Origin of the sequence: Enterococcus sp. C50 (assembly GCF_040887505.1) — a bacterium.
In the GTDB taxonomy this organism is placed as follows: Bacteria; Bacillota; Bacilli; order Lactobacillales; family Enterococcaceae; genus Enterococcus_B; species Enterococcus_B thailandicus.
This window is the reverse complement of record NZ_JBFOFW010000002.1, coordinates 239,027-259,548: the sequence shown is the minus strand read 5'-3', so window position 1 is coordinate 259,548 and position 20,522 is coordinate 239,027. Positions and strand designations below refer to the sequence as shown.

The 20,522-nt window shown below is 36.6% G+C and carries 23 protein-coding genes and 1 pseudogene; 3 read left to right on the top strand and 21 right to left on the bottom strand.

Features of this window, described 5'->3' with window-relative positions:
• Positions 1 to 2 precede the first annotated feature (2 nt).
• The 8 genes from fabZ to AB3I20_RS03735 form a co-directional block, all read right to left on the bottom strand.
• The gene (gene fabZ / locus AB3I20_RS03770) at positions 3 to 422 is read right to left on the bottom strand and encodes a 3-hydroxyacyl-ACP dehydratase FabZ (RefSeq protein WP_067480877.1); all 420 of its coding nucleotides are present in this window, start codon (positions 420 to 422) and stop codon (positions 3 to 5) included.
• Between the two features lie 14 nt (positions 423 to 436).
• Positions 437 to 922: an acetyl-CoA carboxylase biotin carboxyl carrier protein gene (gene accB / locus AB3I20_RS03765; RefSeq protein ID WP_067480874.1), complete on the bottom strand. Its 486-nt coding sequence runs from the start codon at positions 920 to 922 to the stop codon at positions 437 to 439.
• Positions 923 to 924: 2 nt separating this feature from the next.
• Positions 925 to 2,160, bottom strand: coding sequence for a beta-ketoacyl-ACP synthase II (gene fabF / locus AB3I20_RS03760; RefSeq protein WP_067480871.1), 1,236 nt, complete (start codon positions 2,158 to 2,160; stop codon positions 925 to 927).
• An 18-nt stretch (positions 2,161 to 2,178) separates the two neighbouring features.
• On the bottom strand, positions 2,179 to 2,916 hold the full coding sequence (fabG, locus tag AB3I20_RS03755) for a 3-oxoacyl-[acyl-carrier-protein] reductase (protein WP_067480868.1): 738 nt from the start codon (positions 2,914 to 2,916) through the stop codon (positions 2,179 to 2,181).
• A 2-nt stretch (positions 2,917 to 2,918) separates the two neighbouring features.
• Complete coding sequence (fabD, locus tag AB3I20_RS03750) at positions 2,919 to 3,845, bottom strand: ACP S-malonyltransferase (RefSeq protein WP_270346095.1); 927 nt, start codon at positions 3,843 to 3,845, stop codon at positions 2,919 to 2,921.
• A 104-nt stretch (positions 3,846 to 3,949) separates the two neighbouring features.
• Entirely contained in the window at positions 3,950 to 4,174 is a 225-nt protein-coding gene (locus tag AB3I20_RS03745; RefSeq protein WP_002287614.1) for an acyl carrier protein, read from the bottom strand.
• Between the two features lie 60 nt (positions 4,175 to 4,234).
• Positions 4,235 to 5,197 (bottom strand): beta-ketoacyl-ACP synthase III, encoded by a 963-nt coding sequence (locus AB3I20_RS03740; protein WP_067480860.1) that lies wholly within the window; start codon positions 5,195 to 5,197, stop codon positions 4,235 to 4,237.
• Between the two features lie 9 nt (positions 5,198 to 5,206).
• Complete coding sequence (locus AB3I20_RS03735; RefSeq protein ID WP_067480856.1) at positions 5,207 to 5,647, bottom strand: MarR family winged helix-turn-helix transcriptional regulator; 441 nt, start codon at positions 5,645 to 5,647, stop codon at positions 5,207 to 5,209.
• A gap of 305 nt (positions 5,648 to 5,952) precedes the next feature.
• Here AB3I20_RS03735 and AB3I20_RS03730 point away from each other — a divergent pair, with 305 nt between their 5' ends.
• A complete protein-coding gene (locus tag AB3I20_RS03730) occupies positions 5,953 to 6,876 on the top strand; it encodes a GIY-YIG nuclease family protein (RefSeq protein ID WP_067480853.1) in 924 nt (307 codons plus the stop codon).
• A gap of 116 nt (positions 6,877 to 6,992) precedes the next feature.
• Here AB3I20_RS03730 and AB3I20_RS03725 read toward each other — a convergent pair whose 3' ends face one another.
• The 6 genes from AB3I20_RS03725 to AB3I20_RS03700 form a co-directional block, all read right to left on the bottom strand.
• Positions 6,993 to 7,223, bottom strand: coding sequence for a YkuJ family protein (locus tag AB3I20_RS03725; protein ID WP_067480849.1), 231 nt, complete (start codon positions 7,221 to 7,223; stop codon positions 6,993 to 6,995).
• An 85-nt stretch (positions 7,224 to 7,308) separates the two neighbouring features.
• A complete protein-coding gene (locus AB3I20_RS03720) occupies positions 7,309 to 8,196 on the bottom strand; it encodes an NAD(P)-dependent oxidoreductase (protein ID WP_368026954.1) in 888 nt (295 codons plus the stop codon).
• A 75-nt stretch (positions 8,197 to 8,271) separates the two neighbouring features.
• Entirely contained in the window at positions 8,272 to 9,495 is a 1,224-nt protein-coding gene (locus AB3I20_RS03715) for a glycosyltransferase family 4 protein (RefSeq protein WP_067480843.1), read from the bottom strand.
• A gap of 17 nt (positions 9,496 to 9,512) precedes the next feature.
• Positions 9,513 to 10,562, bottom strand: a complete 1,050-nt coding sequence (locus AB3I20_RS03710; RefSeq protein ID WP_211276007.1) for a glycosyltransferase — start codon at positions 10,560 to 10,562, stop codon at positions 9,513 to 9,515.
• A 188-nt stretch (positions 10,563 to 10,750) separates the two neighbouring features.
• On the bottom strand, positions 10,751 to 12,478 hold the full coding sequence (gene ptsP / locus AB3I20_RS03705) for a phosphoenolpyruvate--protein phosphotransferase (RefSeq protein WP_067480840.1): 1,728 nt from the start codon (positions 12,476 to 12,478) through the stop codon (positions 10,751 to 10,753).
• On the bottom strand, positions 12,478 to 12,744 hold the full coding sequence (locus AB3I20_RS03700; RefSeq protein WP_002287602.1) for a phosphocarrier protein HPr: 267 nt from the start codon (positions 12,742 to 12,744) through the stop codon (positions 12,478 to 12,480). Before AB3I20_RS03700 ends, ptsP begins: the two co-directional genes overlap by 1 nt.
• Before the next feature lie 577 nt (positions 12,745 to 13,321).
• Here AB3I20_RS03700 and AB3I20_RS03695 point away from each other — a divergent pair.
• Entirely contained in the window at positions 13,322 to 15,559 is a 2,238-nt protein-coding gene (locus AB3I20_RS03695; protein ID WP_368026953.1) for an AAA family ATPase, read from the top strand.
• A gap of 219 nt (positions 15,560 to 15,778) precedes the next feature.
• A complete protein-coding gene (locus AB3I20_RS03690; protein WP_067480834.1) occupies positions 15,779 to 16,102 on the top strand; it encodes a DUF1827 family protein in 324 nt (107 codons plus the stop codon).
• 161 nt (positions 16,103 to 16,263) lie between these two features.
• Here AB3I20_RS03690 and AB3I20_RS03685 read toward each other — a convergent pair whose 3' ends face one another.
• From AB3I20_RS03685 to AB3I20_RS03655, 7 genes and pseudogenes are all read right to left on the bottom strand, one after another.
• Positions 16,264 to 16,524 carry a hypothetical protein gene (locus AB3I20_RS03685; protein ID WP_067480831.1) on the bottom strand — a complete coding sequence of 87 codons (261 nt, stop codon included), beginning with the start codon at positions 16,522 to 16,524 and terminating at the stop codon, positions 16,264 to 16,266.
• A gap of 248 nt (positions 16,525 to 16,772) precedes the next feature.
• Positions 16,773 to 17,654, bottom strand: a pseudogene (locus tag AB3I20_RS03680) (GyrI-like domain-containing protein).
• Positions 17,655 to 17,784: 130 nt separating this feature from the next.
• Complete coding sequence (locus tag AB3I20_RS03675) at positions 17,785 to 18,327, bottom strand: ClbS/DfsB family four-helix bundle protein (protein ID WP_067480825.1); 543 nt, start codon at positions 18,325 to 18,327, stop codon at positions 17,785 to 17,787.
• A gap of 181 nt (positions 18,328 to 18,508) precedes the next feature.
• Positions 18,509 to 18,886, bottom strand: coding sequence for an HsmA family protein (locus tag AB3I20_RS03670; RefSeq protein ID WP_067480822.1), 378 nt, complete (start codon positions 18,884 to 18,886; stop codon positions 18,509 to 18,511).
• An 18-nt stretch (positions 18,887 to 18,904) separates the two neighbouring features.
• The gene (locus AB3I20_RS03665) at positions 18,905 to 19,324 is read right to left on the bottom strand and encodes a DUF2871 domain-containing protein (RefSeq protein WP_368026952.1); all 420 of its coding nucleotides are present in this window, start codon (positions 19,322 to 19,324) and stop codon (positions 18,905 to 18,907) included.
• A gap of 9 nt (positions 19,325 to 19,333) precedes the next feature.
• The gene (locus AB3I20_RS03660) at positions 19,334 to 19,744 is read right to left on the bottom strand and encodes a hypothetical protein (protein WP_368026951.1); all 411 of its coding nucleotides are present in this window, start codon (positions 19,742 to 19,744) and stop codon (positions 19,334 to 19,336) included.
• Positions 19,745 to 19,788: 44 nt separating this feature from the next.
• Positions 19,789 to 20,343, bottom strand: a complete 555-nt coding sequence (locus AB3I20_RS03655) for a TetR/AcrR family transcriptional regulator (RefSeq protein ID WP_075491212.1) — start codon at positions 20,341 to 20,343, stop codon at positions 19,789 to 19,791.
• Positions 20,344 to 20,522: the final 179 nt, after the last annotated feature.

Below are 20,522 nucleotides of genomic sequence, written 5' to 3'. Positions count from 1 at the left end.
ACCTATCCAATCATAAAGGTTAATTCAGCTTCGGCAACTTTTTTGCCATCCACTTTTGCGACACCCTTCCCGATTCCAGCGGAAGATTTTACTTTGATAATTTCAACTTCCAAATACAAAGTATCTCCTGGTGTCACTTTGCGACGGAATTTTGCTTTATCCAATCCGCCAAAATAAGCTGTCTTTCCTTTAAATTGTTCTAAAGACAATAAGGCAACGGCTCCAGCTTGTGCCATTGCTTCAACAATCAGCACACCGGGCATAACCGGTTCTTCTGGAAAATGACCTTGAAAAAAGGGTTCATTGATTGTGACATTTTTCTTAGCGATAACACTTTCGCCTGCAACCATTTCTTCCACTCGATCAATCAGCAGCATTGGGTAACGATGTGGAATGATTTCTTTGATTTCTTGAATATTCATCTTCTACCTCTTTCTTATTTTGGCTGAATTTTAACGAGTGGTTGACCAAATTCAACAACTTCTTCATTTTCAACCAGAATTTCAACAATTTCTCCGTCAAAGTCACTGGTGATCTCATTCATTAGCTTCATTGCTTCAATAATGCAGATGATTTCACCTTTTGCTACTTGGTCACCAACTTTTTTGTAAGCTGGTTTATCCGGTGAAGGTTGCAAGTACACAACACCAACAATTGGTGATTTTACTTCAATGCCTTCAATTTCTTGCTTTGTGTCTGCTACTACAGTCTGTTCTTTAACAGGTTCATCTGCTTTGATTTCTGGTTTCGCTGATACAGGTTGAACTGCAGGTGCTTCCATCGTTTGAGGTGCTGTTACTGCTCCACGACTGGTATTGTTTTTATTCATATAAAGTTCAAATTGACCTTCACGTAAATCAAATTCAGTCAAAGAAGATTGATCGAATTGCGTTACTAGTTCTTTAATTTCACTGATGTTCAAGCTTATTCCTCCCAGCGTTTCATGCAAAGGACCGCATTGTGTCCGCCAAAGCCTAGTGAGTTACTCATGGCATAAGTAAGTTCAGCAGGTTTGCTCTCATTTTTTACGACTGTTAAATCAATTTCTGGATCTTGATTTACTACGTTGATAGTTGGTGGTACAAATTGGTGCTCTAACGCTAATAATGTTGCTAAAGCCTCGATTCCCCCAGCAGCACCTAGTAAATGTCCTGTCATTGATTTTGTACTGCTAACATAAGTGTCTCGGAAGTTTTCACCAAGTGCTAGCTGAATTGCTTTTGCTTCTGCTTGGTCATTTGCAGGTGTGCTTGTTCCATGCGCATTGATATAGCCCACTTCTTCTGGTTGGATGCCTGCTTCGTCCATCGCCAATTTCATTGCTTTTGAAGCCCCTGATCCGTCTGGCGTTGGTGCTGTCATATGATATGCATCACAATTTGATCCATAACCTACGATTTCACCATAGATTTTCGCACCGCGTGCTTTTGCATGTTCTAAGGACTCGATCACTAAGATTCCAGCGCCTTCTCCCATAACAAAACCATTACGTTCTTCATCGAATGGAATAGAACCACGGTCTGGATCTGTAGCAGTTGATAAAGCTGTCAACGCAGCAAAACCTGCGATTCCCATTTCACAAATCGTTGCTTCTGTTCCGCCAGCTAGGATAACATCTGAATAACCATGTTTAATGTTACGGTAAGCTTCACCAATGGAGTTCGTTCCACTAGCACAAGCTGTAACGATTGATGTACAAATGCCTTTAGCACCTACTCGTAAAGCAATATTCCCAGCAGCCATGTTGGCAATCGACATAGGAACAAACATTGGTGATACTCGTTTAGCGCCTTTTTCATGCAAGCGAATTACTTGATTTTCAATTGTTGGTAAACCACCAATTCCTGAACCAACGATAACACCGAAACGATCTTGATCAATTTTTTCTTTTTCTAATCCACTCATTTCAATTGCTTCAAGAGCAGCATAGATTCCATAAATTGAAAACATATCCATACGTTTGCTATCTTTTTTAATAAAATATTTATCATAAGGGAAATCTTTTACTTCACCAGCTAGCGTAATCCCTGTTTCAGTTGCATCAAATTTCGTAATTGGTGCAATTCCGTTCGTTCCGTTTTTTAAACTATCTAAAAAGCTATCTCCATCGTTTCCGATTGGCGAAGTAACACCATAGCCTGTAATTACTACTCGATTCATCAATCATCTTCCTTTCTATTATCCGTGCATGACCAAACCGCCATCAACATTGATCACTTGACCTGTGATGTACGCATTTTCTGCTAAGAAAACTGCAGTCTTGGCAATATCTTCCACGTTACCAAAGCGCTGCAATGGAATTTGTTTTGTGACTTGTTCTTTTACTTTTTCTGATAGAACATCCGTCATGTCTGTTGCAATAAAGCCCGGCGCAATGGCGTTACATGTAATTCCACGCGTCGCTACTTCTCTGGCAACTGATTTGGTTAAGCCAACAACTCCGGCTTTACTGGCTGCATAGTTTGCTTGTCCGACATTCCCGATTAAACCAGAAACACTTGCCAAATTGATGATTGCACCTTCACGTTTTTTCATCATTTGTTTTAGAACATGTTGGGTCATGTTGAATGTACCAGTCAAATTGATATCCAAACATTTTTTGAAGTCTTCAGCGTCCATCCGAAGTAATAATTTGTCATTTGTGATTCCAGCGTTATTGACTAAAATATCAACAGAACCTAGCTGCTCTTGCGCTTCCTTGATCATTTCACCTGCTTTAGTAAAATCTGCGATATCACCAGATACCCCAATGCAGGTAACACCTAAAGCTGAAATTTCAGCCAATTTTTCTGAAGAAATCGCGCTGCGACCATTTAAGACAACATTGGCACCCGCTTTAGCAAACGCAATTGCAATTGCTTCCCCGATACCTCTCGTACTTCCTGTGACAAAAACGTTTTTTCCTCTAACGTCCATAATTACCTCCCCGATAATCGTTGATAAGTTTCTTCAAATGTTTGTTGATTCTCAACACGGTAAACAGGAATCGTTTTATCGATTTTTTTCATGAAACCACTCAAGACTTTCCCTGGTCCGACTTCAATCATTTGGTCAATTCCCAATGATTTTAATTTTTCAATACTTTCATAAAAACGAACAGGAGACATCACTTGACGCTCTAATAAGTTTGGAATTGCTTCTTTTGTCATAACCTCAGTGGTTGTATTGCTAATCACTGGGATCCTTGGTTCGTTAAATGAGATTGTTTTTAATTCCTTCGCTAGCTTTTGCGCTGCTGGCGCTAGGATGGCTGTATGAAATGGTCCACTAACATTTAATGGAATCATTCGTTTGGCGCCTTGTTCTTGTAACAAAGTCATCGCCGCATCAACAGCTGTCACTTCCCCACCAATAACGATTTGCTGTGGTGTATTGTAATTTGCAGGTGAAACAATGCCAAACTGACTTGCTTTCTGACAACAAGCTTCAATCAATTCAATCGGCGTATTCATCACAGCGACCATTTTGCCACTTCCGGTTGGCGCAGCCTCAGTCATATAAGCACCGCGTTTAGCCACTAATGCTACTGCTTCTTCAAACGATAGCGCTTCGCTCGCAACCAATGCTGAATATTCTCCTAAGCTAAGCCCTAATGCTGCGTCCGGAGTAATTCCTTGTTCTTGTAATAAGCGATGATAGGCAACACTTACCGTTAAAATCGCCGGTTGTGTGTAAGTGGTCTGATCTAGTTGCTGATTTTCAGTAAAACACAATTCTGCCATGTCATAACCAAGAATTTGGCTTGCTTCATCAAATGTTTGTTTTACTACGGGTTCATGGTATAAATCTTGACCCATGCCTTGGTATTGAGCGCCTTGCCCACTAAATAAAAATGCTGTTTTCATTATATTCTCCAATAGTTTAGGATAGACGACTAAGTATCCATTTATTCAAAAAGGCTAAGACATTTCACATCGGAAATGTCCCAGCCCCCAACCTTATTACATGATTATGCAGTTTGTTTTTCAACGTAAGTAACTAAATCTTGTACAGTTTTAATGCCATCTTCTGTTTCAATTTTCACATCGAATTCATCTTCGATTTCGTTGATGATTTGGAATAAGTCCAAGCTATCAGCTTCTAAATCTTCTTGAATATCTGTTGTTAATTTAATTTCTTCTGTTTCTTTACCTAATTCTTCTGCAATAATTTCTTGAATTTTTTCGAATACCATACGATATATTCCTCCGATATTGTTTACAATTTTATAGTTTTATTTTTATCATTTATCAGTTTATAGCTCCATGAGGATACTTCCCCATGTTAAACCTCCGCCATAACCTGTAAATACCACTTTTTGATTACTGCCTAATTGAAGCGTTCCAGCGGAAACCGCCTCGTCTAATAAAATAGGAATACTTGCAGCAGAAGTATTACCATATTTATCCATGTTTGCTAGAAACTGCTCTTGTGGAATTTTGACCTTCCGAGCAATTTTTTCAATAATTCGTTGATTTGCTTGATGCAAAAGTAGATAATCAACTGAATTTTCTTGCGTTATTTCTTTTAGATTTTTCGCGACATCTCGGACTGCAAAGTCAAAAATATCACGTCCAACCATTTGCAAATAGTAAGAACCTTCTGACTTTTCAGAATAAAATGGACTTTTATTTTCATGATATCCTGCTGTTAACGAAGAACCTCGTGTACCATCCGTTGCTAAATGCTCCACTAATAATTTTTGTGTTGCGCCAGCTTCTAATAACACACCACCTGCTCCATCACCGAATAAAACAGCTGTAGAGCGGTCTGTCCAGTCAAGTAACTTAGACAACGTTTCTCCACCAATGACAAGCCCTTTTTTCGAGCCACAGCGAATCAGTTTTTCAGCAATACTTAGTGCATACACAAAACCAGTACAAGCAGCACTCAAATCAAAAGCAATTGCTTTGGTTGCGCCCAATCGACCTTGGACTTGCGCAGCCACTGACGGCATTGCATAATCCGGAGAAATCGTAGCAACTACGATGAAATCCAGTTCTTCGGGTTGGATTTTTTGCTTTTCTAGTAATTTTTGCGCAACTAGGAAACAAAGATCTGATGTTGTTTGATTCGTTACACAACGTCTTTCTCTAATCCCAGTTCGTGAACGAATCCATTCATCTGATGTTTCCATCATTTGTGAAAGCTCATCGTTAGTCACGATTCTTTCAGGAAGTACACTTGCAGTTGCCGTAATTGTTCCAAATTGTTCCATTAACGTTCCTCACTTATACTCTCGCAAGAAATCATGCAAGTTTTTCAGTGCATTTAGCAAAGCATGTTGTTCTTGGTCGCCCATTCCATCCAGAATGTTTTTGACCATTTCTCGATGAAAATGTTGATGTACGCGATACAATAGCTTTCCTTTTTTCGTCAAGCCCAGTTTCACCACACGCCGATCATCTTCACTGCGAATACGCTCAACATACCCTTTTTTCACTAATTTGTTGATGGCAGTGGTCAAGGTCCCAACAGTGATCGATAACTCCTTTGCTACTTCTGAAGTTGTTTTTTTCTTATACATCCCGATTGCCTCGATCGTATGCATCTCAGTAATTGATAGATCGTTGAATTGTGATTTTTTCAACTCAGACTCTTCGATCGTCAAAATATCATTGAACACACTTACGAGATAATCATTAACTGTTTTCAAATCTGGTTCCATGTTCCACCATCCACTAATTAGTTTGATTATCAAATCTTTTGATGTTCAAACTATATCTTAACTTTTTTCAAAAATCAACCATAATCAACAACTTTTTTCGATTCTCAGTTTATTTTAAGAAAAAATTCATTTATAAATGCTGATAAAACAAATATTTAACAAAGATAGATTAAAAATTCATTTCAAAAAAATATTTTGATTATCAAAGCTTTTTTGTCCAGTAGTTTTCTAAAAAAACAAGTTTTCTTGTTTGTTTTTTTCAAATTTGATATAGTTTTTTTGATTGAAAGATAAAAGGAGTAATTATGCTTAAAGAAAAAGTGAAACATTTGCCTCTTCTTCCCGGGGTTTATTTAATGAAAGATAAACATGGCTCAGTGATTTATGTTGGTAAAGCCAAGCAATTAAAAAATCGTGTGAGTAGTTACTTTCAGCAAAACAAACAACATTCAACTAAAGTGCTACGAATGGTACATACAATTGTCGATTTTGATTTTGTGGTGGTAGATACCGAATTAGATGCATTGCTTTTAGAATGTGAATTGATTCAACACTATCATCCATTCTATAATCGACAGATGAACTATTTTACCAATTACAATTATCTTCAATTAACTGATACTGGTTTTATCCTGTCAGATGAGCCGACTGCTCAAAGCTTCGGTCCTTTTCGTTCCTACAAAAAAATACCTACTATCTTACGTATTTTAGAAGAGACTTACCAAATGCCTTGGCTGAAAGAAATTAGTTTATTAGCTTTGCGAACACAACTTCCAACAATCGCTCAGTTGTCCTTTCAACAAAAGAAAAAAGAAATTGAAGGTCTTTTAAAAGGTCGAAATAAAAAAGTTTTAACTTATCTTAAACAACGACAAGAACACTTTATTGAACTTCTCAATTTCGAACGTGCAAGTAGTATTCAAAGTGAAATTGAGTTAATGACTTACTTCATCCAGCAAATCCAAAACCAAAAGACCTTTTTGCAAACACCTCGTCTCATTTTGTCTTTACCCGTTGCAGCAGATCAAGAATTGACAAAATATTATTTGATTTGCTACGGTCAATTAGTAGCGACAACTAAAATAGCTGGTAACACCCCACCTAATTTTCATTTTGCTGTTGGAAATGATACTTTAGCAAAAAAACAACAGCTAACAAAAGCTGAAGTTGATCCTGTTCAAATTTTACTCAGCTATCAACGCAAGCTTAGCAAAGAACAGTCACAATAAATAACCTACGAGCGTCTCTTAATAGCCACTCAAACAGAACAACATAAAAAGACCAAGACGAATAATCATCTCGGTCTTTTTATGTTGTTTACAAGCTTACGCTAAATGAGCAAAACTTATTGGATTAAGTCGTAGATTTCCATCGCAACGATATCAATATTATCAAACTCGTATTGTTGGTGTGTATCTGTTTCAGTTAATTCAAATGTAGTAGTTGCTTTATCATAAGTTACTGTACATTTTTCAACGCCTTCTTTTTCAAAGCGACGAACTTGCAACTCGTTGTCTGCTGATTCGACCATAGCCTCCAGTCGTTTAATAATTGCGACTAATTGTGAATGTGTCATAGGAGGTCCTCCTTTTCTTATTTCTGTTATATTGTATCAAAGTCATGGCTGTCTTGCATTGATTTTCGCGAAAAAAACCAGTTTTTTATGATTTTTTTTCTGGAACATTTCCATTCGGCCACCAAAGTTTAATCAACGCTTGTGTCCCATCATTTTCAAACCCTTTACCAGTCAACTGTTCGTACAAGATAAGTGCTTGTTTTGTAGCTGGTAGTTCAAGTGATTGGTTTTCAGCTTCATCTAAAGCAATTTTTAAATCTTTGATAAAATGTTTAACAAAAAATCCGGGAGAGTAGTCTTCGCGTAAAATACGTGGCGCATAATTGCTCAAAGACCAGTTTGCTGCACTACCACCAGAAAGAGTTTCAATCACCTTTTTCAAATCAAGTTGATTTTTTTGTGCGTAAGCTAACATTTCGGTCATCCCTGTCATTGTACCAGCAATCATGATTTGGTTGGCCATTTTTGTATGCTGACCTTTTCCTGCATCACCATGTAATGTAAAAGTTGAGCCAAACTCTCTAAAAATTGGTAAAACTTTTTCGTAGACATCTGATTGTCCACCAACCATAATGGTTAATGTCGCGTTCTTTGCTCCTAAGTCGCCACCAGAAACTGGCGCATCCAACGCAGCTGCTCCCTTTTCAGAAGCTGTCTGAGCAATTTTTTCTGCCAAAGTTGGCGTACTGGTTGTTAAGTCAACTACAATTTTCCCCGAAACATCTGCTGAAAAAATCCCATTTTGCCCATAATAGATTTCTTCAACGTCTGTTGGGTATCCAACCATTGTAAAAATCACTTCGCTTTGTCTAGCAACTAGTTGTGGTGTCTCTGCCCAAACAGCTCCCTTAGCAACTAAAGGATCTGCTTTTGCTTTTGTTCGATTATAAACGACCACTTCGTATCCTGCTCGTAATAAGTGTTCAACAATTGAGCTACCCATTACTCCTGTTCCAATAAATCCGAGTTTCATCTTTCAACCTCCTAAAAAAAACCTTGACTCTAGTATACGCTAGAATCAAGGTTTTTTAAGAATAAATTGCTTTATTTATCGTTTAAATGAATTTAATTTAATTTTAATTCGCTCGATGGAAGCTTCTTCTTCTTTTCTGCGCGTTTCCTCTTCATGATAAACAATCATGTCTTGATAAAATTCAATCATTGCTTCACCAAAATGAGTAGACGAAATTTCATAAAGCTTCGCAGCTAAAACTGCTTCATCACGAGGAATCTCATCTGTTATATATTGAATAAGTGCTTGTGCAAAATCTTGGTCTGTTTCAAATGTTTTTCCTAATGATGCGTGATCAAATAGGCGATTTAAATAAGCGTTACCTTCAACCACACACGGTGTACCAGCAGCCATAGCTTCTGTATATGTTAACCCTTGTGTTTCGGAAGTGGACGCGCTGACAAAATAATCTGCTGCTTTATAATACAGAGCAACTGCATTGTTATCAACTTCACCAGTAAACTGAACGACTTCTTGTAAGTCTAATTCTTCTATTAACTCTTGTAATTCTTCCATATAAGGTCCTTTTCCAACAATCACTAAGCGCGCATTTGGATAAGATGCAATGACTTCTGGAAAACCTTGAATAATTGCTTGAATGTTTTTCTCATAAGAGAGCCGACTAAGCGAAAGCACCATCAATTGGTCATCAGTCATTCCTAATGACGTACGTAAGGCGCTGATTTCCTGAGTAGTAATATCTGATCGCTTAAACTTCTCGATATCAATCCCCGTTGGAATCACTCGCAACGGTGCAACTACACCATACCCACGTAACGTGTCAATCACTCGTTCACTTGGACAAACCACTCCTGTCGTATGGTTAGCAAAAATACGCGAAAAATATTTGACGTGTGACTGTCTGATCACCTTACCATTTGCAATATAATGAAGATAATCCTCATACATTGTATGGTAAGTATGAATAACTGGAATTTTCAATTTCTTGGCTACCATTTTCCCCAGAATCCCCGCTCCAAATTCGGTATGTGTATGAATCAAATCTAGCTCCAGCTCTTTGGCAACTAAATAAGCATACCACATGCCTCTTACAACGATTCGCCGATCTTTGAAAGAAACAAACGGAACACTTGGCATCCTAATAACATCTTTTTCTAATTTATCCGCATTCGGATCTGTTGTAGTGAAAATATAGACTTCATGACCATTTTTTTCAAGTTCATCTTTTAATGTCTTGATTGATGTAGAAACCCCGCTAACTTGCGGAAAATAGGTATCGGTAAAAAAGCCAACTTTCATGTTTTTTTGCCTCCAAACTACCTTTTCATTGATTTACTTTTTCTTACCTCTAAAGGTGCTTCTTGTTCCTCTAACACCATTTCATAAACTCCTTGAAGTTCTCGCCCAATTCGTTCGATGCTACGTTCTTCGGCTGTTTGATAACCAGCTTGCACCAAACTTGGAACCTCTTTTTCAGTTATTTGTCTGATTTTTTCAATAAATTCTTGATTCGTTCGTCCCATATAACAGTTTTCGCCATCTTTTAACCAGCCTTCATACACTGGAATATCTCTAACTAAGACATTTTGTCGACTTGCTAGCGCCTCTAAAACAACGATTCCTTCAGTTTCTTCGTATGAAGGAAAGAAAAACAAATCTGCACCTGAATAAGCACCCTCAATGACATCTCCACGAATGTAACCAGGGAATATGACATTTTCCGGATGGTCTTCTTTAACGATTTTTCGAATATTTTTAGGAATCGAGTACATCGGTACATGACCAAACCAAACAAATGTGTACTCAGGCATTTCTCTAGCAATTTCAACGAAGTCAATGATTCCCTTTCGTTCAAAAAACAAGCCAACACAAATCACTACTTTTTGATCTGAAGACAAATTGAAATATTCTCTAAATCTTTGTTCTTTCGTAAGATCAGGTTGGTATTTATCTAAATCAATTCCATTGGAAATTGCACGAATAGGTACTTCGATTCCGTAGCTTTCTAATAACTTTTTAGAATATGGTGTAGGCGTAATCAAATAATCTGCCTTTTGATACAAACTCACTAGATATTTTTTGACGACAGGAGATAATTGGTTAGAGCCAATAAACGAATTGCGAAAGTCTTCTTCTGTCGAATGTGCATGATAAACAACTTTCTTGCCATCTCTTCGCGCTTTGTTAACCATATTATGACTATTGATACCATAAGTATTAATGTGCAAAATATCATAGTCGTCGTTGGTATCTAATGTATAAGGAATCCCCACATCTGACAAAGCACGCTTTTGATGATCAAGCGCACGCCCAATCCCAGATTTTGCAAGTATTTTTTCACTTTCAAAATATAATAATACTTTCACCTTACGTCCCCCTTCTCCTATATAGTATAACATAGCCAAGAAACTGTCACTCAAACTTAAGCCCTATTTTTCAACAACTTAAAAAGTAAGCGATTCAATTGAAAAAACTAAACATGTTACGAGAAAATAAAAAAAGTGTTAGAAATCTCGCTAAAGCTAGCAAAATTTCTAACACTCAATAGTCAAGCTTATTTTACGTATTCATTTACAAGTTCAACGACTTCTTCCATTGTATCGCAATCTTTCAATGCGCGATCTGCAAGTTCAGCCATTTTCGTTGTATCTAAACGTTTCATCAAGCTACGTGTTTTAAGAATAGATGTTGCGCTCATTGAGAACTCATCTAAGCCCATACCAACTAATAGAGGCACAGCTGTTTGATCCCCAGCCATTTCTCCACACATTCCAGCCCATTTGCCTTCAGCATGTGCTGCGTCAATCACGTTTTTAATTAGACGTAAGATTGATGGATTGTAAGGTTGATATAGATATGAAACACGTTCATTCATACGGTCAGCAGCCATAGTATATTGGATCAAGTCGTTTGTACCTACTGAGAAGAAGTCAACTTCCTTAGCAAACTTGTCAGCAATGACAGCTGCGGCAGGAATTTCAATCATAATTCCGACTTGGATTGTATCAGATACTTCCACGCCTTCATTAATTAATTTTTGTTTTTCATCTTCAAAGATTCCTTTTGCTGCACGGAATTCTTTCAAAGTAGCTACCATTGGGAACATGATACGCAAGTTACCATGAACAGAGGCACGTAACAATGCACGCATTTGTGTGCGGAACATGTCATCACCTTGTTCAGACAAGCTGATACGTAGTGCACGGTAACCCAAGAATGGGTTCATTTCGTGTGGTAATTGTAAGTAAGGCAATTCTTTGTCCCCACCGATGTCCATTGTACGAACAACAACAGGTTTACCTTCCATACCTTCTAGGACAGCTTTGTAAGCTTTATATTGGTCATCTTCTGTAGGGAAGTCCGGAGAATCCATGTATAAAAATTCTGTACGATAAAGACCAACAGCTTCTCCGCCGTTGTTATGAACACCAACTAAATCTTTTGGTGTTCCAATATTTGCGGCTAATTCAAAATGCTTGCCATCAGCCGTAACTGTTTCAGCATTTTTTAATTTTTCCCATTCTGCTTTTTGTGCAGCGTAAGATTCTCCTGCTTTAATAAATTCAGCCTTTTGTTCTTCTGTTGGTTCGATGATTACATCACCTTCGATACCATTAACAGCTAACATTTGACCTTCTTTTACTTTAGCAGTGATTTCTTTCGTTCCAACGATTGCTGGAATTTCTAAAGAACGAGCCATAATTGCAGAGTGAGAAGTGCGTCCGCCAATATCAGTCACAAAAGCTTTAACAAATGTACGATCTAATTGAGCTGTGTCACTTGGTGTCAAATCATGAGCAACAACGACAACTTCTTCGTTAATCATTGAAGGATTTGGCAAGTTCACACCTAATAGATGCGCTAAAATACGTTTTGCAACGTCACGAATGTCAGCAGCACGTTCTTGCATATAAGCGTTGTCATCCATAGCTTCAAACATGCCAATATACATATCAGTTACTTCTTTAAGAGCTGATTCAGCATTCACACTGTTATCTTTAATATTTTGCTTGATTTGACCAATCATTTCTGGGTCTGATAGAACCATCAAATGAGCATCAAATACTTGCGCTTCTGCTTCACCTAAGCTTTGCGCTGCTTTTTCACGAATTTGTTGCAATTCTTCAGTAGATTTTAATAATGCAGCATCTAAACGAGTTTCTTCAGCAGCTGTATCTTCTACTGTTGTCTTACTGAATGATAAATCCGGTTGAACTAGCAGGTAAGCTTTTGCAACGGCTACACCGTCACTAGCGGCAATCCCTTTTAGCATTTCAACCATTATTCAGATAAGCCTTCTTTCTTCATTGTTTCTACGATAGCTGCCATAGCGTCTGCTTCGTCAGCACCTTCAGCTGTAATTGTAACGTCAGAACCTTGACCTACACCTAAAGACATAACGCCCATGATAGATTTCAAGTTTACTGATTTACCTTTATACTCTAAGTTTACATCAGAGTTAAATTTGCTTGCTGTTTGTACTAATAATGTAGCTGGACGTGCGTGGATCCCAGTTTCTGCTACTACGTGAAATTCTTTCTTTTCCATATTGATCGGTCTCCTTTAAGTGAGTGTTGTTTTTATGTGAGGGTTTTCTTTTTTAGCAATCCAGAAGATTTCTAATAAAGCTTTACCCTTTCATTTGTAAAGATTACCATTTTTTGTCGACAGATACAACAGTTTTCATTCAAATTCAATGAAAAGTATTTTATTTAAACTCCTTTTCTTTTCGTTATTGGATTTATCCTTTCGCATTCATTCGTTGATTCCGTTTTCAATAAACTTCTATTATTTTATCTTCTTTTTTGGACAAATCACACAAGTTTTTTTCTTCTCTCTTCCTTAAGAAAAAGTACAAGGCTTTGTTATGTAGTCTAAGACATTCTTTCTATTAGATGCGCCTTTATTACGCTATTTTAAAATCAAAATTGATTCGAGTTAAAATAGTTGATTCTCTTCTTTTTTTTAGTATAATAAGTTCAAAGGTCAGAAATGGTCAATAGGCTTTTTTTACCTTCTCAACTAACGAATGATGGAAGAAAGATAAGGGTTTTCTTTTTACCTCTTGAAATATGCGTTGTAAAATAAAGATGCAACCCATTTTGTGAAAGGACGTGAACAACACATGCTTTGTCAAAATTGTGGCAAAAATGAAGCAACGATTCATTTATACGCAACAGTTAACGGACATCGAGCGCAATTAGATTATTGCCAGAGCTGTTATCAAAAAATGAAAAATCAAAAAAATGGAGGTCTGACAAATATGGCCCAAAATGATCCATTTGGATTTGGTAGTCTTGACGATCTATTCCGTTCAATGTCTAATCAAATGCAACAACAAGGAAATGGTTATGAACAAACACCACCTACTCAATTCGGTGGCGGTAATAACTTTAACGGTGGACAACCACCACAAGGAAATACTGAAGGTTTGCTTAGTGAGTATGGCATTAATATCACTGAACAAGCTCGTCAAGGTGATATCGACCCAGTTATCGGTCGTGATGAAGAAATCAAACGTGTGGTTGAAATCCTCAACCGCCGAACAAAAAACAATCCTGTTTTAATTGGTGAACCTGGTGTTGGTAAAACAGCAGTCGTTGAGGGTTTGGCACAAAAAATCGTTGATGGCGATGTTCCACAAAAATTGATGGATAAAGAAGTCATTCGTCTAGATGTTGTTTCTTTAGTTCAAGGAACTGGGATTCGTGGTCAGTTTGAAGAACGGATGCAAAAACTGATTGAAGAAATCACACAAGCAGAAAATGTAATCTTATTCATTGATGAAGTTCATGAAATCGTTGGTGCAGGTGCTGCGGGTGATGGAAACATGGACGCCGGAAATATCTTAAAACCAGCTTTAGCTCGTGGTGAACTTCAAATGGTTGGTGCTACTACTTTGAACGAATACCGAATTATTGAAAAAGATGCTGCTCTTGAACGTCGGATGCAGCCAGTCCGTGTCGATGAGCCAACTGTCGATGAAACAATTAGTATTTTAAAAGGTCTACAAAAACGTTATGAGGACTACCATCATGTGAAATATACAGATGAAGCAATCAAAGCTGCAGCTGTCCTGTCTAACCGTTACATCCAAGACCGCTTTTTACCTGATAAAGCAATTGATTTATTAGATGAAACTGGTTCAAAGAAAAATTTGACGATCCAAATCGTTGATCCAAAAACGATTGATAAAAAACTTCAAGAAGCTGAAACACAAAAAACGCAGGCTTCTAACGAAGAAGACTTTGAAAAAGCAGCCTATTATCGTGACCAAATCAATAAACTTCAAAAAATGAAGGAAAAACAAATCACCGATGAAGAAACACCAGTCATCACAGAAAAAGATATGGAACAAATTGTTGAACAACGCACAGGTATTCCTGTTGGTGAATTGAAAGAAAAAGAACAAACACAGCTTAAAAATCTTGCAACTGATTTGAAAGCGCACGTAATTGGTCAAGACAACGCCGTGGAACGCGTTGCCAAAGCCATCCGCCGTAACCGCGTTGGATTAAGCAAAAAAGATCGCCCAATTGGTTCATTCTTATTTGTTGGACCTACTGGCGTCGGGAAAACAGAACTTGCTAAACAATTAGCTTTCGAGTTATTTGGTTCCGAAGACTCAATGATTCGTTTCGACATGTCTGAATACATGGAAAAACACAGCGTGTCAAAATTGATTGGTTCCCCTCCTGGCTATGTTGGTTATGAAGAAGCTGGTCAATTAACTGAAAAAGTACGACGTAATCCGTATAGCCTAATCTTGCTTGATGAAGTTGAAAAGGCACATCCAGATGTCTTGCACATGTTCTTGCAAATTTTGGATGATGGTCGTTTAACAGATGCGCAAGGTCGGACAGTCAGCTTCAAAGATACGATCATCATTATGACAAGTAATGCTGGTACAGGTAAAGTTGAAGCAAATGTTGGTTTCGGTGCAGCGAGAGAAGGCGTTACTCGCTCTGTTTTGAATCAATTAAACAACTATTTCACACCAGAATTCTTGAACCGTTTTGATGGCATCATTGAATTCAGCGCTTTGTCAAAAGAAGATTTAATGTCCATCGTTACTTTAATGTTGAATGACGTGAATGAAATGTTGGCACCTCAACAACTTCATATTGAAGTACCTGAAAATGTCAAAGAAAAATTAGTTGATTTAGGATATGATCCATCAATGGGCGCACGTCCACTTCGTCGAACAATCCAAGAACAAATTGAAGACGGGATTGCGGAATTCTATCTAGATCATCCAACAATCCATGATTTGAAAGCAAAACTAGATAAAGAAAACCGAATCGTTATTACATCAAAACCTGAACGTTTGGCAAAAGAATCAAAATCTAAAGCTGTGGAATAATTGACAACTAACAACTATTCGCAGTGTGAATCAAAAAGATAAGTCGTGCTTTCTTCAATTTGTTTTACAAATTTTATAGAAAGTTCGGCTTTTCTTTCTCTCCTTAGTTTTTTTTAAAAGACAATGCAAATTACTGTTCATTTTATGAGAAAAAAATTATAATTAGGTAAATAATTCTGTTACTTATGTACTTATGCGTAAAGAAGAGAGGTGAGCGCCATGAAATTAGTAAACGTGACGAATAGCCATTCACGCCTTGTATTAAATCAATTAGAAAATACTGACGCACATATGGTCAAAGTTTATAGCATGGGAAATACCACAGTTGTCTATACTGAAGCACCTGAACACAATGAGATTTTGCTAGTGAATCATAAGCGAAATATCCGCCAAAATGAAATTCAAGAAGTGCAAAAATACTTCTTGAAGAAACTCCATGACGCAGACTATCGTAAAGAAGATATCACAGTTATTGAACTTGAAGGTATGGTTGAAATTTCTATTCCAAAACAACCACTAGGACAAGAATTAGCATATAATTAAAAATAAGCCTAATCAACTTGAATTGTTCATCAATTCTTGTTGGTCAGGCTTATTTTATTTTTGTCTTTCTTAATATTGAGATAATCATGTTTTTTCTATACTACACTGCATACAGCCACACGTACCTGTACATATATACAGTAGCTAGTAAACTATTTTAGTTAGTTGTTCTCATTGCTTCTTGCGACACTTAGTTCGTTGCTTAATTTTTTTATTTCTCTGATTCTTTGTTCTTTTTGAGTCTTCATGACATTTTTATTGTTAACTTCTGGTTTTCGAGTCACTCCGCTAACTATTTTTTTGATTTCACTACTGATTGCTTGATTTTGATCCCAGTCTTCAATATCCAATAGTCGGCACAGTCTTAGCATCTCCGCTTTTTTTCTCAATTTTCGTTCTCGTTTTTGCCATTCTGTCTCCATCGTTTCCCACCTCGCTTTCCTTTTTTAAGTTTATATACGCAAAAAAGAATATTTTTTTTATTTAAAAATTTATTTTTCGCAAGTAATGTAAAAATACTCGTAGCGGGAAAACTTAAGAAACTTTTGTATGTACTTTTTCATCCGTTTAGCACCAATTACAAAAAAGCTGGGAGTTAAATTCCTCCCAGCCTCGTAGAACAAAACACAATTATCTCGTCCTTGTAATCTATCGACTTTCTAAAATCAGTTTAACCTTCATCAGTTATTCCTTCTTTTTTAGTAACAGCTAACCAGATTTCACTAGCCAAATTTTCTTGATCTTTTGTCCAACTAGTAAAAGAAATTTCCGGTGCCTCTACTAATTGGTATTCTGATGAAGGTAACCATTCAGAGAAAATCAGTGCCATTGTTTCTTGTAACACTTCAGGAAACTTTCCACGGTTAGGAAAAATAGCCCATGTATGTTCTGGAACAGTTATCTGTTCCAAATCACTAAAAATATTTTCTTTACTAGTTAAAAAACCAATCATATGGGTTAAGCTTCCTGTTTCTGCTAATCTTCCCTCATCAAAATGATAAGAAGCATTTACTACTTGGTGAGGATATAAGTCACCTAATTGATGCATTTCTTCCCGCTGTTTTTCGGTAATGGATTATGCCAGTTCAACAATTCTTTGATTTTCTCCCTCAAATTGGATTGGTACACGCTTCGACACACCTACTAGTCGAAATGGCGCTTTTTTTTCAATTTTGAATTCCATTGAAATTCCTCCTCTTACTTCAATATAAAATGAAAGTTTAGGAAAAGATTTTTGAATTCCTATTTTTCTAATCTCTGAAGGTAGGTATCCACTCCACTCTCGAAAAGCTCTTGAAAAACCTTCAACTGTCTGATATCCATAGCTAAATGCGACTTCGGTAACTTTTTTTCCTGAAATCAAGTCTTGATTTGCTAATTCCAGTCTTCTATTTTTAACATATTCCGTTAAAGTCATACCAGCAACAAATGAAAAAGTTCGCTTTAGATGATAGTCAGAAATGCCCATTTGTTGAGCAATTTCAGTCAATGAAAGTTCACCTGTTAAGTTTTCTTCGATATAATCGATTAGTTTGTTTAAGTTTTGAATCATCTTTTCCTCCTAACTTCATTAACAGGTTATCCTTTTGTCCGTGACTATACTTGATTTTAGCTAGACATCTTTAGTCGATTTTTCATAACATGAATGGAGTAAAACAGTTTAGTTTCTTTGTATAGCAAGTTTATTTTTTGCTTTTGATTTGTTGCTTGATTTTTTTTATTGCCCACTCATAGTGACTGGAAGTCGAAGATACACAATAACTGCCTAACGTCGAATGCCCCGTCCAGCTTAGTTGATTTTTTTCAAATAGTTCTTCATTTGTAAAAGAATTGATCACAGTCATTACTTCGTGATGGCTCTGCTCCAACAATTTTTTTGCTTGCTCCAGAGAAGTAGTTTGGTGCTTTTCAACAAATACTTCATTCATTTCTCCATATGTTCGCCAGTTATAAGGTGACGGCAGAAATGAAATTTCTTGACCAGCTTGATTTTCTTTCACCCAAGTTAAAAGTAATTGATGCCATTCATATAAATGAATGAAAACATCTCGGACATTTTTATCTCGACGCCAGTGTTTTTCTTTTTTCTTGGTCAAAAACGCCTCATCAAAGGTAAATGGTGCCTTCTGTTCCTCATCAGTCAACGTATTTACCAACTCCATCAACGCAACAAATTGTTCCTCTGCAAGGAACATCAGATCAGTCTTCGTCTTCGGTCTTGCCATTGTCACTCACTCCCTGAAATTTATTCTTGATAAAATCATAACAAAAAACGGTTCTATTTGTCGCCTGCTAACTTAAAATGTGGACTATACTCTCAGAATGAGATGAAAAAGAGGATGAGATTTTGTTTTATCTCACCCTCTAAAACTGTTTTTTATTTTTAAACTTTTTAGACAAAAATTCCTACTGATTCATGCCAATGAAAATCCCTAGAACGAAAGGAACTAGCCATGCAATCCAGACAAATAAACTAAATTGATGAAATGTCTGTTTGGCTTTGTCGTCTTTTTTAATCAAAATAATTGTTGCCCAAATTGCATGAAAAGCCATTAATAGTAACGCAACTAATCCCGTTACGCTGTGCAAATTAAATGTAAAACCACGACCAGAAATTTTACTCATGATCGTTGTTCCAGCAGTATCAAAGACAAAACCACACCAGAAAACCAATGCATGCCAGTTCAACAATAAACCTTTTTTTCTTTCGGCAAATACTCCAATTGTATAAAACGTTAAAGCTAAAACCATGCAACTAATTGCTGCAATCAATAAAGTTGACATCTACGCTTCTCCTTCTTCCTACATTTCATTAAGCATTTCTTTTTTTATTGCTAATAACACCATCAACAATGCCACTGTGACTCCAATATGCGATAAACCCGCAATCCCAGAAATCATGGCATCCACACCAGTAGAAATCGTTTGTTGTTGGATTTGGATTAGCCCTCTAACAACCATCATTACAATCATCAAAGGAAAAGATAAGTTATACAGTATATAAAACTTTTTATATCGTTTATTTTCTTCTAAGCGTGTCACCTTAAAAAGAACTGCTATCAATAAAAAGAGTCCCGTTCCTAAAGCAAATAAATGAGTATGGACAACTGCCAAAACCGTCTGCCCCGTAAAATCATTTAACTTGGTGGCTTCTCGATAAAAAACACCACTAGTCATTGCCAGAACAAAATAAACAATAGCTGTATTCATCACTTTTTTCATATTTTCCGCTCACTTTCTATTTGAATTAAAGTAGTTATACCAAAAAACGATGCCTGCTAAAAACAATGCAGACCCTAGACCACTGTAAAAAATGGCGATAAATTGTTCAGGTAATAGTTGAAACTTTCGAATACTAAAACCTCCAAGAATCATGATTGCCATGATACTAAATGATTTGCCATCAAAAAACTTTAAAAAGAACTGTTTTTCTTCGTTAAGTTCACTGATTCTTTGTGTATGTTTTTTTGTCAAAGGTCCAAATACCATGAACCAAAAGAGTAAAAAAATGAAAATGGATAGAAATATGTTCAATATTCCAACATAATTTTGATATGCATCTATTCCAATCTTTATGACATTAAAACCTGCAAACAGCCAAACCAAACTTGCAATTAATAATAACTGGATTTTTTTTACCATAAGCACTCCTTGTGAACGATGTTCATTTTGCTTTAAAATTTTTACTAATAGATTGAGTTACGGACGAGTTGCAATAAATTTTCATGTTTTTTTTCGCTAATTATTGTGTACAAGAATAGCTCAAATATATAATCGACATATTCTTCCATTGATAATTGTTGATTAAACACACTTTCTCGAACTTGTGAATCTTTTTGTAACGCCTTGAGCATTCCTTGCTTGATGTGGTTCCAATAAGTTTCCATCAATTCTGAACCCATTGCTTGATCTTCCGCAGGCATAACTAACGCATGCGCCGTAAAAAAATTAGGATATAGTTCTTTTCCTTTTTCGATGCTTCTTAGCAAAGCTGCTAAGCAGTCAAGAAAGTTGTTAAAGTCGAAAGATGTTTCAGACAAATGAAAGATTTCTGCCCAAATACTTCCAATTGTTGCAGATAGCAAATGACTTTTTGAAGGAAAATAATTATAAACAGCCCCAACAGAGATACCGCTTTTTTTGGCTAAAGAACGGATATTAACCGCCTGAATCCCTTGCTCTTTCACAATTTCTTTACAATAGCTAATCAGTTCTTCTTTTGAGCTAACAGCATTATTCATTACTCTTCCTCCTCTAACATGAACAATGTTCATATTGATGATACTAAAATTTCATTTAGTCGTCAACAAAAAAAGTTGAAGCATGAGATATACTTGTTTTTTACCTGTTCAGTTTTCTTACTATTTTTAGAAAAATATTCCTTTTGACTTTTTCAATTACACAAAAAAAGCCCATCAAA

What these genes read in the sequence shown, in the direction of transcription:
- AB3I20_RS03715 (WP_067480843.1), bottom strand. Translation starts at nt 9,495, where the DNA reads ATGAAAGTTGGCTTTTTTACCGATACCTATTTTCCGCAAGTTAGCGGG.
- fabG (WP_067480868.1), bottom strand. Translation starts at nt 2,916, where the DNA reads ATGGACGTTAGAGGAAAAAACGTTTTTGTCACAGGAAGTACGAGAGGT.
- AB3I20_RS03720 (WP_368026954.1), bottom strand. Translation starts at nt 8,196, where the DNA reads ATGAAACTCGGATTTATTGGAACAGGAGTAATGGGTAGCTCAATTGTT.
- AB3I20_RS03745 (WP_002287614.1), bottom strand. Translation starts at nt 4,174, where the DNA reads ATGGTATTCGAAAAAATTCAAGAAATTATTGCAGAAGAATTAGGTAAA.
- AB3I20_RS03670 (WP_067480822.1), bottom strand. Translation starts at nt 18,886, where the DNA reads ATGTCAACTTTATTGATTGCAGCAATTAGTTGCATGGTTTTAGCTTTA.
- AB3I20_RS03685 (WP_067480831.1), bottom strand. Translation starts at nt 16,524, where the DNA reads ATGGAGACAGAATGGCAAAAACGAGAACGAAAATTGAGAAAAAAAGCG.
- AB3I20_RS03690 (WP_067480834.1), top strand. Translation starts at nt 15,779, where the DNA reads ATGAAATTAGTAAACGTGACGAATAGCCATTCACGCCTTGTATTAAAT.
- fabD (WP_270346095.1), bottom strand. Translation starts at nt 3,845, where the DNA reads ATGAAAACAGCATTTTTATTTAGTGGGCAAGGCGCTCAATACCAAGGC.
- AB3I20_RS03725 (WP_067480849.1), bottom strand. Translation starts at nt 7,223, where the DNA reads ATGACACATTCACAATTAGTCGCAATTATTAAACGACTGGAGGCTATG.
- fabF (WP_067480871.1), bottom strand. Translation starts at nt 2,160, where the DNA reads ATGAATCGAGTAGTAATTACAGGCTATGGTGTTACTTCGCCAATCGGA.
- fabZ (WP_067480877.1), bottom strand. Translation starts at nt 422, where the DNA reads ATGAATATTCAAGAAATCAAAGAAATCATTCCACATCGTTACCCAATG.
- AB3I20_RS03695 (WP_368026953.1), top strand. Translation starts at nt 13,322, where the DNA reads ATGCTTTGTCAAAATTGTGGCAAAAATGAAGCAACGATTCATTTATAC.
- AB3I20_RS03655 (WP_075491212.1), bottom strand. Translation starts at nt 20,343, where the DNA reads ATGAATAATGCTGTTAGCTCAAAAGAAGAACTGATTAGCTATTGTAAA.
- AB3I20_RS03700 (WP_002287602.1), bottom strand. Translation starts at nt 12,744, where the DNA reads ATGGAAAAGAAAGAATTTCACGTAGTAGCAGAAACTGGGATCCACGCA.
- ptsP (WP_067480840.1), bottom strand. Translation starts at nt 12,478, where the DNA reads ATGGTTGAAATGCTAAAAGGGATTGCCGCTAGTGACGGTGTAGCCGTT.
- AB3I20_RS03730 (WP_067480853.1), top strand. Translation starts at nt 5,953, where the DNA reads ATGCTTAAAGAAAAAGTGAAACATTTGCCTCTTCTTCCCGGGGTTTAT.
- AB3I20_RS03660 (WP_368026951.1), bottom strand. Translation starts at nt 19,744, where the DNA reads ATGGTAAAAAAAATCCAGTTATTATTAATTGCAAGTTTGGTTTGGCTG.
- AB3I20_RS03665 (WP_368026952.1), bottom strand. Translation starts at nt 19,324, where the DNA reads ATGAAAAAAGTGATGAATACAGCTATTGTTTATTTTGTTCTGGCAATG.
- AB3I20_RS03735 (WP_067480856.1), bottom strand. Translation starts at nt 5,647, where the DNA reads ATGGAACCAGATTTGAAAACAGTTAATGATTATCTCGTAAGTGTGTTC.
- AB3I20_RS03740 (WP_067480860.1), bottom strand. Translation starts at nt 5,197, where the DNA reads ATGGAACAATTTGGAACAATTACGGCAACTGCAAGTGTACTTCCTGAA.
- AB3I20_RS03675 (WP_067480825.1), bottom strand. Translation starts at nt 18,327, where the DNA reads ATGGCAAGACCGAAGACGAAGACTGATCTGATGTTCCTTGCAGAGGAA.